General features: G+C 70.0%; 14 protein-coding genes. 6 read left to right on the top strand and 8 right to left on the bottom strand.

What is annotated here, in order from left to right; genetic code table 11:
- Window positions 1–7: 7 nt before the first annotated feature.
- From G5T42_RS16210 to G5T42_RS16195, 4 genes are all read left to right on the top strand, one after another.
- Window positions 8–1,222 (top strand): phosphoglycerate kinase, encoded by a 1,215-nt coding sequence (locus G5T42_RS16210; protein WP_165129791.1) that lies wholly within the window; start codon window positions 8–10, stop codon window positions 1,220–1,222.
- Window positions 1,213–2,004 carry a triose-phosphate isomerase gene (gene tpiA, locus G5T42_RS16205; RefSeq protein WP_165129790.1) on the top strand — a complete coding sequence of 264 codons (792 nt, stop codon included), beginning with the start codon at window positions 1,213–1,215 and terminating at the stop codon, window positions 2,002–2,004. The genes G5T42_RS16210 and tpiA overlap by 10 nt, the downstream gene beginning before the upstream one ends.
- Window positions 2,005–2,127: 123 nt before the next feature.
- Window positions 2,128–2,376: a preprotein translocase subunit SecG gene (gene secG, locus G5T42_RS16200; protein ID WP_165129789.1), complete on the top strand. Its 249-nt coding sequence runs from the start codon at window positions 2,128–2,130 to the stop codon at window positions 2,374–2,376.
- A complete protein-coding gene (locus G5T42_RS16195) occupies window positions 2,376–2,732 on the top strand; it encodes an RNA polymerase-binding protein RbpA (protein WP_165129788.1) in 357 nt (118 codons plus the stop codon). Before secG ends, G5T42_RS16195 begins: the two co-directional genes overlap by 1 nt.
- Before the next feature lie 81 nt (window positions 2,733–2,813).
- Here the strand turns inward: G5T42_RS16195 and pgl are convergent, their stop codons facing one another.
- The 6 genes from pgl to tkt are packed head-to-tail and all read right to left on the bottom strand — an operon-like array spanning window position 2,814 to window position 10,954.
- Window positions 2,814–3,599, bottom strand: coding sequence for a 6-phosphogluconolactonase (gene pgl / locus G5T42_RS16190; protein WP_165129787.1), 786 nt, complete (start codon window positions 3,597–3,599; stop codon window positions 2,814–2,816).
- Window positions 3,592–4,542 carry a glucose-6-phosphate dehydrogenase assembly protein OpcA gene (locus tag G5T42_RS16185; protein WP_165129786.1) on the bottom strand — a complete coding sequence of 317 codons (951 nt, stop codon included), beginning with the start codon at window positions 4,540–4,542 and terminating at the stop codon, window positions 3,592–3,594. The genes pgl and G5T42_RS16185 overlap by 8 nt, the downstream gene beginning before the upstream one ends.
- Window positions 4,539–6,089 (bottom strand): glucose-6-phosphate dehydrogenase, encoded by a 1,551-nt coding sequence (gene zwf / locus G5T42_RS16180; RefSeq protein ID WP_165129785.1) that lies wholly within the window; start codon window positions 6,087–6,089, stop codon window positions 4,539–4,541. Before zwf ends, G5T42_RS16185 begins: the two co-directional genes overlap by 4 nt.
- A 13-nt stretch (window positions 6,090–6,102) precedes the next feature.
- The gene (locus tag G5T42_RS16175; protein WP_165129784.1) at window positions 6,103–7,725 is read right to left on the bottom strand and encodes a glucose-6-phosphate isomerase; all 1,623 of its coding nucleotides are present in this window, start codon (window positions 7,723–7,725) and stop codon (window positions 6,103–6,105) included.
- Window positions 7,722–8,840 carry a transaldolase gene (tal, locus tag G5T42_RS16170; protein ID WP_165129783.1) on the bottom strand — a complete coding sequence of 373 codons (1,119 nt, stop codon included), beginning with the start codon at window positions 8,838–8,840 and terminating at the stop codon, window positions 7,722–7,724. Before tal ends, G5T42_RS16175 begins: the two co-directional genes overlap by 4 nt.
- Before the next feature lie 11 nt (window positions 8,841–8,851).
- A complete protein-coding gene (gene tkt, locus G5T42_RS16165) occupies window positions 8,852–10,954 on the bottom strand; it encodes a transketolase (RefSeq protein ID WP_165129782.1) in 2,103 nt (700 codons plus the stop codon).
- 349 nt (window positions 10,955–11,303) lie between these two features.
- On the opposite strand from tkt, the gene G5T42_RS16160 reads away from it, so the two are divergent.
- Window positions 11,304–12,230: a heme o synthase gene (locus tag G5T42_RS16160; RefSeq protein ID WP_165129781.1), complete on the top strand. Its 927-nt coding sequence runs from the start codon at window positions 11,304–11,306 to the stop codon at window positions 12,228–12,230.
- A 76-nt stretch (window positions 12,231–12,306) separates the two neighbouring features.
- Window positions 12,307–12,561, top strand: a complete 255-nt coding sequence (locus tag G5T42_RS16155) for a DUF559 domain-containing protein (protein ID WP_241245869.1) — start codon at window positions 12,307–12,309, stop codon at window positions 12,559–12,561.
- A 99-nt stretch (window positions 12,562–12,660) separates the two neighbouring features.
- On the opposite strand, the gene G5T42_RS16150 is transcribed toward G5T42_RS16155, so the two are convergent.
- Together G5T42_RS16150 and G5T42_RS16145 are read right to left on the bottom strand one after the other, a co-directional pair.
- Window positions 12,661–13,221: a hypothetical protein gene (locus tag G5T42_RS16150; protein ID WP_165129780.1), complete on the bottom strand. Its 561-nt coding sequence runs from the start codon at window positions 13,219–13,221 to the stop codon at window positions 12,661–12,663.
- A gap of 148 nt (window positions 13,222–13,369) precedes the next feature.
- Window positions 13,370–14,407, bottom strand: coding sequence for a COX15/CtaA family protein (locus G5T42_RS16145; RefSeq protein ID WP_165129779.1), 1,038 nt, complete (start codon window positions 14,405–14,407; stop codon window positions 13,370–13,372).
- Between the last annotated feature and the right edge of the window lie 3 nt (window positions 14,408–14,410).

The raw sequence follows: 14,410 nt of genomic DNA, 5'->3' as shown, positions 1-14,410 counted from the left end.
CTCCGCCATGGCTCTGCGCACCCTCGACTCGCTGGGTTCGCTGGCCGGCAAGCGTGTCATCGTCCGTGCTGACCTCAACGTCCCCCTTCAGGGCGAGGTCATCACGGACGATGGCCGTGTGCGGGCCACGCTCCCCACGCTGAACGCCCTCATCAACCAGGGCGCCCGCGTCATCGTCTGCTCGCACCTCGGGCGCCCGGACGGCGCCCCCGACCCGAAGTACAGCCTCGCGCCCGTGGCGCAGCGCCTGTCGGAGCTCCTGGGCCAGCCGGTGGCCTTCGCCCGCGACACCGTGGGCGAGTCGGCGCAGGAGGCCGTCGCGGCGCTCGAAGACGGAGACGTCGCGGTCATCGAGAACCTCCGCTTCAACCCTGGTGAGACGGCGAAGGATGACGCGGCCCGCCGCGAGTTCGCCGAGCAGCTCGCCGGGCTCGGCGATGTTCTCGTCTCCGACGGCTTCGGGGTGGTGCATCGGAAGCAGGCATCCGTGTACGACCTCGCCGAGATCCTGCCCTCCGCAGCCGGGTATCTCATCGAAAAAGAGGTCGACGTCCTCGACCGCCTGACCGAGAACCCGGAGCGGCCGTACACCGTGGTGCTCGGCGGATCCAAGGTCAGTGACAAGCTCGGGGTCATCGCCCACCTCCTGCCTCGCGCCGACAAGATCCTCGTGGGCGGCGGGATGATGTTCACGTTCCTCGCGGCCCAGGGGTACAAGGTGGGCAAGAGCCTCCTCGAAGAGGACCAGATCGAGACCGTCAAGGGCTACATGGCGACGGCCGAGGAGAAGGGCGTCGAGCTCATCCTCCCCGTCGACACGATCGTCGCGGCGGCGTTCTCCGCCGAGGCGGAGCGCGCCGAGACCGACGCCGACAAGATCGAGGACACCCCCGTGGGTCCCGACGCGCTCGGGCTCGACATCGGCCCCAGGACGTCGCAGGCGTTCGCCGACGCGATCCGCTCGTCGACCACGGTCTTCTGGAACGGGCCCATGGGCGTGTTCGAGATGGCACCCTTCGCCGCCGGTACGAAGGCCGTCGCGCAGGCGCTCACCGAGGTCCAGGGCCTCAGCGTCGTGGGCGGCGGCGACTCGGCGGCGGCCGTGCGTCAGCTCGGCTTCGCCGACGACGACTTCGGACACATCTCGACGGGCGGCGGCGCGAGCCTCGAGTTCCTCGAGGGCAAGAAGCTCCCCGGACTGGAGGTCCTCGGATGGCAGTGACCGGTCGTACCCCGCTCATCGCGGGCAACTGGAAGATGAACCTCGACCACCTGCAGGCGGTCGCGTTCGTCCAGAAGCTCCACTGGACGCTCAAGGACGCCAAGCACGAGGACGGCTCGGTCGAGGTCGCGGTCTTCCCGCCGTTCACCGACCTGCGCACCGTGCAGACGCTCCTGGACGCCGACAAGATCCCGTTCGGCCTCGGCGCCCAGGATCTGTCCGCGCAGGACTCCGGCGCGTACACGGGTGAGATCTCCGGCGCCTTCCTCGCCAAGCTGCAGTGCGGCTACGTCATCATCGGGCACTCCGAGCGGCGGCAGTACCACGCCGAGACCGACGAGATCGTCGCCGCGAAGACCCAGGCGGCGCTGCGCCACGGACTCGTCCCGGTCATCTGCGTCGGCGAGACGCTGGAAGAGCGCGAGGAGTCGGGGCCGACCGCGGTCTCCGTCGGGCAGCTGCAAGCGGCGCTGGAGGGCGTCCCGGCCGATGCCGAATTCGTCGTCGCCTACGAGCCGGTGTGGGCGATCGGCACCGGGCAGGTCGCCTCGCCCGAGCAGGCACAGGAAGTCTGCGTCGCGCTGCGGGAAGTGATCGCCGACAAGCTGGGTCGGGATGCCGCGGACCGCACCCGCATCCTGTACGGCGGTTCGGTCAAGTCGGGCAACATCGCGAGCTTCATGCGCGAGCCCGACGTCGACGGCGCCCTCGTCGGCGGGGCGAGCCTCGTCGTGGACGAGTTCGCCGCGATCATCCGGTATCAGAAGCACGTCGGAGTCTGACCCGCCCGGTATACTCGTCCTTTGTGCGACCTCGGGTCGCGCTCAGATGTTCGCGGTGCGGCCGCAAGCCCGCGCCCCGATTCCTGCGATCCGCGTAGATCGCAGCGGAAGGCTTCAACGACTGTGCAGATCCTCGAGTTCGTCCTGCAGGTGCTCCTCGGCATCACGAGCCTCCTGCTGACCCTCCTCATCCTGCTCCACAAGGGTCGCGGCGGTGGCCTGTCCGACATGTTCGGCGGCGGCCTCACCTCCGCGCTCGGCTCGTCGGGCCTTGCGGAGCGCAACCTCAACCGGTTCACGATCATCCTGGCGCTGGCCTGGTTCGTCTCGATCGTGGCGCTGGGTCTCATCACCAAGTTCCAGGGGATCTGATGGCAACGGGCGGCAATGCGATCCGCGGAACGCGCGTCGGCGCGGGTCCGATGGGCGAACAGGACCACGGCTTCCACGCGGATCGCGTCGCGATCTCGTACTGGGACGCCCTCGGCAACGAGACCGTCCGCTACTTCGCGGCCGGCATCCCCGAGGAAGAGATCCCCGACACGATCGACTCGCCCCACTCCGGTCTCCCGGCCGGTCGCGACAAGGAGAACCCTCCGGCCCTCGCGAAGACCGAGCCCTACAAGACGCACCTCGCCTACGTGAAGGAGCGCCGCACGGAGGAAGAGGCCGAGGCCCTGCTCGACGACGCGCTGCAGCAGCTGCGCGAGCGTCGCGGCGAGGACTGATCCCAGACGCTCATGTAAAGAAGAAGGACCGCGCGCCGCGCGGTCCTTCTTCTTTGCTCGCTGGTCGGCGATGTCGCCTCGTCAGTACTCGCCGGTGATGAGCTCGACGGGAACCTGGGATGCCGCGGCCTCGTCGACGAAGAAGATCGTCCTGCGCCGCCCCTTCGCGCCGGCCGCCGGCACGCTCTGGTAGCTGGCGCCCGCGAGGGCGAGACCGAGCGCCGACGCCTTGTCCGTGCCGGAGAGCACGAGCCACACGCGCTGCGACGAGTTGATGACCGGGCGCGTCATGGTGACCCGCTCGGGCGGCGGCTTGGGGGAGTCCCGCACAGGGAGCACCGCGGCGTCCGTCACGCGGATCTCCTCGCGGTCGGGGAAGAGCGAGGCGATGTGGGCGTCGGGACCGACCCCCAGGAAGCAGATGTCGAACGAGGGCCAGGGATCCGCCCCGCCGTCGGGACGGAACCGCGCCAGCTCCCGTGCGTAGGCGGCGGCCGCGGCATCCAGATCCCCACCCTCATCGCTCGCCGCGGCGGCATGGATGTTGGCGGCAGGGATGTCGAGGCCGTCGAGCAGCGCCTCGCGGGCCTGCTTCTCGTTGCGATCGGCGTCGTCGCGTGGGACGAAACGCTCGTCGCTCCACCAGAAGTGCACGAGCGACCAGTCGACCTTGCCGAGCTTGGGATGGCGTGACGCTGCGGCGAGCACGGCGGATCCCATGGAGCCGCCGGTCAGCGAGACGTGCACGGGGCGGCCCTCGGCGGTGATCTTGGCGAGTCGCGTGACGAACCGCGCGGCGACCGAGTCAGCGAGAGTCGTGGGATCCGGACTGATGACCACGCGCTTCTCGGTGTAGAACTCAGCCATCTGCCTCCGTCGACGCGGGCGGCCCCAGCAGCTGCCACCCCTCGGTGATCACTCGACCATACAGGAGGTCGGGGTCGAGGCGTCGGAGCTCCTCGGCGAGGCACTCCCGCAGGGTACGGCGCGGCAGCACGAGGTCGTGCTCGGGCTGTCCAGGCTGACTGAGGCACGCGATCGCCGGAGAGGAGCGCTCGAGCAGGATGTCACCGCTCTCGCGCGTGAGCCGCACCGACTTGATGCCGTCGTGCCACTCGTCTGCCGACAGGTAGCGCCAGTCGACCGGGACGTCCAGCATGAGCCGCAGCCACGCGGCCAGGAGCGCCGTCGAAGGCGAGCTGCTCGCGCCGCGCACCTCGATGCCGGTGATCGGCTCATACGGGGGCTGGTCGAGCACTGCTGCCAGCTGCTCCCGCCAGTGCGTCAGACGCGTCCACGCGAGATCGGTGTCGCCGGGCGCGTGGTTGTCGCCGAGCGCCGCCAGACGGTGCGGGTCGTACGGGCGGGTCGAGGCATCCGTGATCCGGCGCTGCGCGATGCGTCCGAGCGGCGAGACCGACGGGACCGCCGGCGGGTTGTCGGGCCACCACACGACGACGGGCGCGTCGGGCAGCAGCAGGCCCGTGACGAGGCTCTCGGTGTTGGATGCCGCGGGCCCGTACGCCTGCAGGACGACGACCTCGCTCGCGCCGGCGTCGCCGCCGACGCGGATCTGGGCGTCGAGACGGGGCTCGGCCTCGCGGTCGCCGAACATGAGGACGATGACGCGCATGGGGTGCTCGCGCGAGGCGTCGTTGGCGGCCTCGATGGCCTCTTCCTCGGCGCCGTGGCGCGTCGCGATGACGAGCGTCAGCACGCGGCCGAGTGCGACGGCACCGCCCTCTTCACGGACATCGATGAGGGCGCGGGAGATCTTGCTGACTGTTGTGTCGGGAAGTTCGATGATCACGGCCGCCTCCAGGTCCTTCCGTCGCGGGCGAGGAGCTCATCGGCGGACGCCGGCCCCCACGATCCGGGCGAGTACTGGTCGAGCGGACCGCCCTGCTTGGCCCAGAACTTCTCGAACGGGTCGAGGATCTTCCACGACAGCTCGACCTCCTCGTGCCGCGGGAAGAGCGGGGGATCGCCCAGGAGCACATCGAGGATCAGTCGTTCGTAGGCCTCGGGGCTCGCCTCGGTGAAGGCGTGCCCGTAGCCGAAGTCCATCGTCACGTCGCGCACCTGCGAACCGGCGCCCGGAACCTTCGAGCCGAAGCGCAGCGTCACGCCCTCGTCGGGCTGCACGCGGATGACGAGCGCATTCTGGCCGAGCTCGGACGTCTGGCTGCGCGAGAAGAGGTGCTGCGGCGCGCGCTTGAAGACGACCGCGATCTCGGTCACGCGGCGGCCGAGGCGCTTGCCCGTGCGCAGATAGAACGGCACGCCGGCCCAGCGGCGCGTGTTGATCTCGAGCTTGATGGCGGCGTAGGTCTCGGTCGTCGAGTCGGGCGCCATGCCGTCCTCCTCGAGGAAGCCCCGCACCTTCTCGCCGCCCTGCCAGCCACCCGCGTACTGGCCGCGGGCCGCCGCGAGCGAGAGGTCCTCGGGAAGCGTCACGGCTGCGAGGACCTTCTCCTTCTCGGCGCGCAGGTCAGCGGCATTGAAGGTGATGGGCTCCTCCATCGCCGTCAGCGCCATGAGCTGCAGGAGGTGATTCTGGATGACGTCGCGTGCCGCTCCGACGCCGTCGTAGTACCCGGCCCGACCGCCGACGCCGATGTCCTCGGCCATGGTGATCTGCACGTGGTCGACGTAGTTGCGGTTCCACAGGGGCTCGTACAGCTCGTTCGCGAAGCGCAGCGCCAGGATGTTCTGGACCGTCTCCTTGCCGAGGTAGTGGTCGATGCGGAAGATCGAGTCCGTCGGGAAGGTCGAGCGGAGCACGTCGTTGAGGGCGCGCGCCGATTCGAGGTCGTGCCCGAAGGGCTTCTCGATGACGACGCGGCGCCAGCGGTCCTCGCCGTCGGCCTTCTCGTCGACCAGTCCCGACGACTTCAGCTGCTCCGCGACGACGGCGAAGTCCTTCGGCGGGATCGACAGGTAGTAGGCGTGGTTGCCCATCGTGCCGCGCTCGACGTCGAGCTTCTCGACGGTCTCGCGGAGGCGCCGGAACGCGTCGGGGTCGTCGAACGTGCCCGAGACGAAGCGGATGCCCTGCAGCAGCTGCTTCCACGTCTCTTCGCGGTACTCGGTGCGCGCGTACTGCTTGACGGCCTCGTGCACGACCTCGGCGAAGTCCTGGTCCTCCCAGTCGCGCCGTGCGAACCCGACGAGCGCGAAGCCCGGGGGCAGCAGGCCGCGGTTGGCCAGGTCGTACACGGCGGGCATGAGCTTCTTGCGCGACAGGTCGCCCGTCACGCCGAAGATGACGAGCGCGCTCGGACCCGCGATGCGGTTGAGGCGCCGGTCATCGGGATCGCGCAGGGGGTTGTGCCCGCGCGAAATCTCCACGGTCATCGGAAGGATGCTCCTACTGGGCGGCTTCGAAGAGCGTGAGCACCTCGAGCTGGGGGTCGGTGAGGGTCAGGGTCACGACCGGGCGGCCGTGGCCCTCCGCGAGGACCGAGGCGTCGCCTGCGGCCTGCGCCTGGATGAGCTGGCCGAACGTGAAGGGCCGCCCCGGGATCTCCAGGTCGACGTCGGTCGACTCGAGGATCTGCAGGAACACGCCGTTCGTGGGACCGCCCTTGTGATACTGCCCGGTCGAGTGCAGGAACCGGGGTCCCCACCCGAACGTCGTGGGGCGGCCGGAGTCCGCCGCGACGAGCTCGCGCAGGCCCTCCAGCTGGGGGAGAGCGAGGCGGTTGACGTAGGCCTGGATCGACACGTAGCCGTCGGCGGGGAGGCGCGACCAGAGCGCGTCGAGGACGCCGGCGACCGTGCCGCTCGCGGCGAGCTCCGGATCCGAGACGCGCACCTCGACGCCCGCGACGGTGAACGCCGGAGCTGCGGGCTCGGGCTGGGCGTCGAGCAGACCCCGCGCCGCAGCCTTGGCCGACTCGACGTCGGGCTGGTCGAAGGGGTTGATCCCCAGCATCCGTCCCGCGATGGCGGTGGCGTACTCCCACACGATGAACTGCGCCGCGAGCGAGCCGCTCACGAGGACCTCGCCGGGGTGACGCTCGCGGAAGTGGAAGGCCTTCGCCTCGTCGACGAACCGCACGATCTGCAGGTCCGACGGCGCGCTCTCGACCTCGGGCGAGACCGGGAGCAGCACGACGGGCAGGATGCCGGTGCCGTCCTTGCCCGTCGACTCGGCGACGAGCTGCTCGATCCAGTCGGGCAGGCCCACGATGTGCGTGCCGTCCGTGATGAGCCCGAGCTTGTCCCGGCGCGGGTCGCCGCCGGCGATCGCGGCAGCGAGCACGAGGGCGGGGTTGTCGGGGCTGTCGATCGCGACCTCGAGGAGCGTCGCGTCGGCTTCGTCGAGGAGCTCGTCGATGTCGACGCCGGCGAGACCCGTCGGCACGAGGCCGAACGCCGTGAGCGCCGAGTACCGGCCGCCGACGTTGGGATCGGCGTTGAAGACGCGGTACCCCTCGTCGCGTGCGGACTGGTCGAGCGGCGATCCGGGGTCGGTCACCACGACGATGCGCTCCGTGGGGTCGATCCCGAGATCGCGCCAGGCGGCCTCGAAGGCCCGCTTGGCCGAGTCGGTCTCGACCGTCGACCCCGACTTCGACGAGACGACGAGCACGGTCTGGCCGAGCCCGCCCGCCTCCGGGTCGCCGTCGATCGCGGCGAGCACCTGACCGGGAGCGGTCGAGTCGAGGATGACGAGCGGCACGCCGGCGGTCTGCGCGATGACCTCGGGGGCGAGCGACGAGCCGCCCATCCCCGCGAGGACGACGCGCGTCACGCCCTTCGCCCGCAGCTCCTCGCGCAGGGCGACGATCTCCGCGACGAGAGGACGCGAGACGCTGACCGCGTCGATCCACCCGAGCCGCTTCGACGCCTCGGGCTCGGCGGCCTCGCCCCACAGGGTGGGGTCCGCCGCCGTGATGCCGGATGCGACGAGGTCGGCCACGAGGCCGGGCAGCGTCTGGTCGACGACCGACTTGACGTGCCCGGTCAGGTGGAGATCGAACGTCATCGAGCGGCCTCGGGGGCCGCTGCCAGCGCGTTCGTGACGGTGTCCTGCAGCTCGTGCCACGAGACGATGAACTTCTCGACGCCCTCGTCCTCCAGCACCTGCGTGACGTCGGCGAAGTCGACGCCCACGGCAGCGAGGCGGTCGAAGACGCCGTGCGCGTCGGCGTAGTTGACGGTGACCTGGTCGCCGTCGATGACGCCGTGGTCGAACGTCGCCTCGAGCGTCTTCTCGGGCATCGTATTGACGGTGCCGGGAGCGACGAGCTCGGTCACGTAGAGGGTGTCGGGGAGCGACGGGTCCTTGACGCCGGTCGACGCCCAGAGGGGCCGCTGCACGTTGGCCCCGGCATCCGTCAGCGCCTTGGCGCGGTCCTCGGCGAACTTCTGCTCGTAGAGCTCGTAGGCGAGACGGGCGTTCGCGACGCCGGCCTTGGACTTGAGGGCGGATGCCTCGTCCGTGCCGATCGCGGCGAGACGCTTGTCGACCTCCGTGTCGACGCGCGACACGAAGAACGAGGCGACCGAGTGGATCTTCGAGAGGTCGTGGCCGGCGGCCTGCGCCTTCTCGAGGCCCGCGAGGTAGGCCTCGATCACCTCGGCGTAGCGCTCGAGGCTGAAGATGAGCGTCACGTTGACCGAGATGCCGGCGCCGATGACCTCGGTGATGGCGGGCAGGCCCGCCTTCGTCGCGGGGATCTTGATGTGCACATTGGGACGGTCGACGGCGGCCGACAGCTTCTTGGCCTCGGCGATCGTCGCTTCGGTGTCGTGCGCGAGGTCGGGGGAGACCTCGATCGAGACGCGGCCGTCGACGCCGTTCGTCGCCTCGGCGACGGGGCGGAAGATGTCGGCGGCGTCGCGGACGTCGTCGGTCGTGATGGTGAAGATCGCGTCATCCGTCGTCGCGCCGCTGGAGGCGAGCTCGGCGACCTGCGTCTCGTAGGCGTGGCCCTTCGACAGCGCCGTGGCGAAGATCGTCGGGTTCGTCGTGACGCCCGAGACGTTGCGGGTGGCGATCAGGTCGGCGAGGTTGCCCGTCGTGATCCGGTCACGCGAGAGGTCGTCGAGCCAGATGCTGACGCCCTCGGAGGCGAGCTTTTCGGTGGGGGTGCTCATGCGTTGTCTCCTTAGTTCCCCGCCGCGGCGGCGATGGTTTCACGCGCCGCCTCGACGACGGCTTCGGCGGTGATGCCGAACTTCTGGAAGAGGGTCTTGTAGTCGGCCGAGGCGCCGAAGTGCTCGATCGAGACCGAGCGTCCCGCGTCGCCGACGATGCCTCGCCACGAGAGTGCGACACCGGCCTCGACCGAGACACGGGCCTTGACACCCGACGGGAGCACGCTCTCGCGATATGCCTCGTCCTGCTCGGCGAACCACTCGAGCGACGGCGCCGACACGACGCGGGCGTTGACACCCTCGGCCGCGAGCGTCTCGCGGGCGGCGACGGCGAGCTGCACCTCGGAGCCCGTGCCGATGAGGATGACGTCAGGCGTGCCGCCCGGCGCCTCGGCGAGCACGTACGCGCCCTTCGTGGCGTTGGCGGCCGAGGCGAACGTGTCGCCGGATGCCTCGCCCTCGCCGCGCTCGAACACGGGGATGTTCTGGCGGGTGAGCGCCAGACCCGCGGGGCCGCCGTGACGGCGGAGCAGCTCGAGCCACACGACGGCCGTCTCGTTGGCGTCGGCCGGGCGGACGAGCGTGAAGTTCGGGATGGCCCGGAGCGCCGCGATCTGCTCGATGGGCTGGTGCGTCGGCCCGTCCTCGCCGAGGGCGATGGAGTCGTGCGTCCAGACGTAGATCGAGGGGATGTTCATGAGCGACGCGAGGCGCACGGCAGGGCGCATGTAGTCGCTGAAGATCAGGAACGTGCCGCCGAACGGACGCGTCGGGCCGTGGAGCACGATGCCGTTCACGATGGCGCCCATCGCGTGCTCGCGGATGCCGAAGTGCAGCACGCGACCGAAGGGGTCGCCGGCCCACTCGTGAGTCGACCACTCGCTCGGGATGAACGACTTCGCCGACTTGATGGTCGTGAGGTTCGACTCCGCGAGGTCGGCCGAGCCGCCCCACAGCTCGGGCAGCACGTCGGCGAGCGCGTTGATGACGGTTCCCGAAGCGGCGCGGGTCGAGACATCCTTGCCCGCCTCGAAGACCGGCAGAGCGGCCTCGACGTCGGCGGGCAGCTCGCGCGCCTGCAGGCGGTCGAAGAGCGCCTTGCGCTCGGGGTTCGCCGCGGCCCACGCGTCGAACTTCTGCTGCCACGCGGCCTTGGCCTCTTCACCGCGCTCGCGCAGGGAGCGGGTGTGCTCGAGCACCTCGGCGGGAACCTCGAAGGTCTCGTCGGGGTTCCAGCCGAGCACCTCCTTGGTCGCGCGCAGCTCGTCGGCGCCCAGCGCCGAGCCGTGGATCTTGCCGGTGTTCTGCTTGCCCGGCGACGGCCACCCGATGATCGTCTTGAGGATGATGATCGACGGCTTGCTCGTCTCGCCCTTGGCGGCCTCGATGGCGTCGAACAGCTCGGGGACGTCCTCGACGTACTCGCCCGTGCTCTTCCAGTCGACGGTCTGGACGTGCCAGCCGTACGACTCGTAGCGCTTGGCGACGTCTTCGGTGAATGCGACGTCGGTGTCGTCCTCGATCGAGATCTGGTTCGAGTCGTAGATGGCGACGAGGTTGCCGAGCTCCTGGTGGCCGGCGAGCGACGACGCCTCGGAGGTGATGCCCTCCTGCAGGTCGCCGTCCGACGCGATGACGTAGACGAAGTGGTCGAAGGGCGACTCGCCCGCCGGCGCCTCGGGGTCGAACAGGCCGCGCTCGTAGCGGGCCGCGTACGCGAAGCCGACAGAGGACGCGAGCCCCTGGCCGAGCGGGCCGGTCGTGATCTCGACGCCGTCGGTGTGGCCGTACTCGGGGTGGCCGGGGGTCAGCGAGCCCCATGTGCGCAGCGACTTCAGGTCGTCGAGCTCGAGTCCGAAGCCGCCGAGGTACAGCTGCACGTACTGCGTGAGCGACGAGTGGCCGGCCGACAGGATGAAGCGGTCACGCCCGGGCCAGTGCACGTCGGCGGGGTCGTGGTTCAGCACCCGCTGGTAGAGGAGGTAGGCCGCCGGGGCGAGGCTCATCGCCGTGCCGGGGTGTCCGTTCCCCACCTTCTCGACAGCGTCCGCCGCCAGCACGCGGGCCGTGTCCACGGCGCGCTTGTCGATCTCTTCCCAACGCAGTTCCGACACGGGACCGCCTTTCGTCTGAAGGTTTCGGCGCCCCGGCGGCCGCGCCGCACAGCTCTGGAGGAGTTCTGGCGGGAGGGGGATTCGCGCGGGGTCGCGCCTGTGGTTTTCAGCATATCGAAGGGCTATGCCCCCCAGGTCATGTGTGCCGTTGTGTGACTGCCACAAAGGCCAGGCGCTTCGCAAGAGTGGCACGGGCTTCGCTCTCGATCGTTGCGTCCACGTGTCGCCCGCGTGACGAGTGGTTCACCGCTCGGTGCACGCGATCGTGAGGCGGCCCGTCGGCCGGCGAGCGGATGCCGATGCCATAGACTTGAGGGCGTTTGACACCGGGCGCACGATACGGGGGGCGATGGACATCTCGAGCACGGCCCACGTGACGACGCCCGCGGCTCCCCGCACCTTCGGCCGGACGGTCCGCGCCTACGTCGCATTGACGAAGCCGCGTGTGCTCGAGCTCCTGCTCGTCACCACCGTGCCGGTGATGATCCTCGCGCAGGGCGGTCTGCCCGACCTCTGGCTCGTACTCGCCACTGTGATCGGCGGCTCGCTGAGTGCCGGCTCCGCCGCGGCGTTCAACATGTACCTCGATCGCGACATCGATGCGCACATGCAGCGCACCGTGAACCGGCCGCTCGTCACCGGCGAGGTGTCGCCGCGAGGTGCGCTGATCTTCGCGTGGACGCTCGCCGTCGTGTCGACCGTGTGGCTGTGGCTCACGACCAACTGGCTCGCCGCGACGCTCTCGGCAGCGGCCATCTTCTTCTACGTCGTGATCTACACGATGATCCTCAAGCGCCGCACCGAGCAGAACATCGTGTGGGGCGGCATCGCGGGCTGCTTCCCGGTGCTCATCGGCTGGACCGCCGTCACCGGCTCGCTCGCCTGGCCGCCGTTCATCCTGTTCCTTCTCGTCTTCCTCTGGACGCCGCCGCACTACTGGCCGCTCTCCATGAAGTACAAGAACCAATACGACGACGTCGACGTCCCGATGCTCGGAGCGACCCGCAGCGGCTCACAGGTGGGCCTGCAGGTCATCCTGTATGCGTGGGCCACCGTCGCGTGCTCGCTGCTCCTCATCCCCGTCGCCGACATGGGCCTCGTCTACACGGTTTCAGCGCTCGTCTTCGGCGGCTGGTTCATCTACGAGTCGCACCGGCTCTACAACCGCGCCGTGCGCGGCACCGAGCCACGCCCCATGCGCGTCTTCCACGCCTCGATCACGTACCTCACGCTGATCTTCGTCGCGATCGCGATCGACCCGCTCCTTCCCTTCTGACCCGCCGCGCTGCCGCGCGCTCGGCCCCCGGGCCAGACCACAACGTATCTTCGCCACGCGGCTGAAGCGGTTCGGCGTGCGGATCCGTGCCCAGATCTGGATCGCCGGCCACCACGTCGACCATCTCATCGGGGATCGTCTCGTCGTCCAGATCGACGGAGGGCATCACGTCAACGCGCAGCGACTCTCGGACAACGAGCACGACGCGGCGCTTCGCCTTCTCGGCTACACGGTGATCCGCGTGGGCTATCGCCAGGTCGTGGATGACTGGCCCACGGTCCAGTGGCTGATCATGCAGGCGCTTGCCCAAGACCTTCACGTCGGCCGATGAACGCCACAGCGTCGGAGATCGCCGTTACGTCGGAGGGAAACCCGTGGTTTCGTCCGACGATGTGGCTATCTCCGACGCTGTGGTCTGCGAGACGTGGGGTCAGCGCGGGGTGGCGGAGTCGTCCGCGGGGCCGCTCGGCGCGGGGGTGTAACCGGCCGGGGCATCGGTGGCCGGCGCCTCGGTGGCCGGGGACATGGGTGCCTCGGTGGCACGGAAGACCGGCTCATCGACGGCGGGGGACACAGGGGCCTCGGCGGCGGACGAGACGGGGGTCTCGGCGACGGGGGCGTCGGCGACCGGAGCGTAGGCGGCGGCGGGGGCCGCGGCATCCGTCATCGCGACGGCCGGCTCGTAGGCGAGCTCGTCCGCGACGGGCGCGCCGACCTCGACCGCTGCCGGGCGCACGAACGAGCGCAGGACGCCGAGGAACAGCGCCGCGACGAATCCGACGAGGCCGGCGCCGACGAGCGCAGCACCGAGCGTGACCCAGGCCTGGCCGCCGTAGACCTCGACGCCCGTGGCCGAGCCATCCGTAAGCGTGGCGTTCATGGTGCCGATCCGGTCGACGACGAGCCAGATGCCGACGACGGTGCTGGCGAGTGAGCCGACGAGCAGGATCCAGAAGGGGATGCTGCGGACAAGGCTGGGACGTGCGGTCATGGTGGGGAACTCTCCTTCAACACGCAGGCCGATCGGCCCGCGGCCACCTAGTCTGTCGCATCGCGTCCGATCCGTCCGTGTGCGGCGCCGATGAGTCTCCTATGAGGCGGCGTGGGGCGAACGGCCCCGACCGCATGCCCCCTGCTCCTCAGTGCGCCTGGACCGACCCCGAACGGACGGCGGGGACGGATGCCGCGGCCTCGGTCGGGGCATCGGTCGGGGCATCCGTCGTCTTCAGGTGCATGACGACCGCCGTCATGGCGGCGACGAGACTCACGGCGAGCACCATGTGGATGTTCACGAGAGCGATGGGCAGCCCCGTGCGCGCCTGCCAGAGGCCGACGGCGATCTGAACGAGCTCGACGGCCAGGAGCAGGCCCGTGAAGAACCTCAGGCGCAGCGCCGGGGGAGTGCGCCAGGAGGCGGCGAAGAGCACGAGCGTCAGCGCGAACAGCACGTAGGCCGGCCAGGCGTGGATGTGCTGCCACAGCACGGGGTCGAGGCCGTTCCGCGCCGCGAGGTCGTCGCCGGCGTGCGGGCCGGCGCCCGTGAGCAGGATGCCGATGAGCACCGTCAGCGCGACAGCTGCGGTCGTCACGTAGGTGAGGACCGCGAATCCGCGGGAAACTGCACGGCGGCGCGGACCGGGTCCGCCGTACACGCGCGCTACGTAGGCGGCGGCGTTCGCGACGAGCGCCGCCGAGATCACGAAGTGGATGCCGACGAGGCTCGGCGGCAGGTGGAGCCACACGATGACTCCGCCCACGATCGCCTGGAGGATGATGCCGATGCCGTTCGCGAGCGTCAGCGCGAAGAGCTCGGGTCGCGTCGCGCGGAGCCGGACGACCGAGAGGAACGCGAGCAGCGCGATGATGATCAGCACGCCCGTCAGCGTGCGGTTGCCGAACTCGATGATGCTGTGCCAGCTGAGCGCGGCCGTCGGCACGAGCGAGCCCTCGGTGCAGTACGGCCAGTCCGGGCATCCCATCCCCGAGCCCGTCAGGCGCACGAGGCCTCCGGTGCCCACGATGACGACGTTGCTGAGCAGGACGAGCCAGGCGAGGACTCGCGTGCTCGTCCGAACCGTGTCGGGCAGCCTCCGCCAGAGGCGGCCCAGCAGGCCGGTGCGGGCGGGGGGCGCTCTCGTGAGCGGACATGGATCGTCGCCTCCTGACGAGCCCGCCATGAG

Source organism: Microbacterium sp. 4R-513 (assembly GCF_011046485.1).
Taxonomy (GTDB): domain Bacteria; phylum Actinomycetota; class Actinomycetes; order Actinomycetales; family Microbacteriaceae; genus Microbacterium.
Note: the sequence above shows the minus strand (reverse complement) of the source record. Positions and strands in the feature narration are given on the sequence as shown.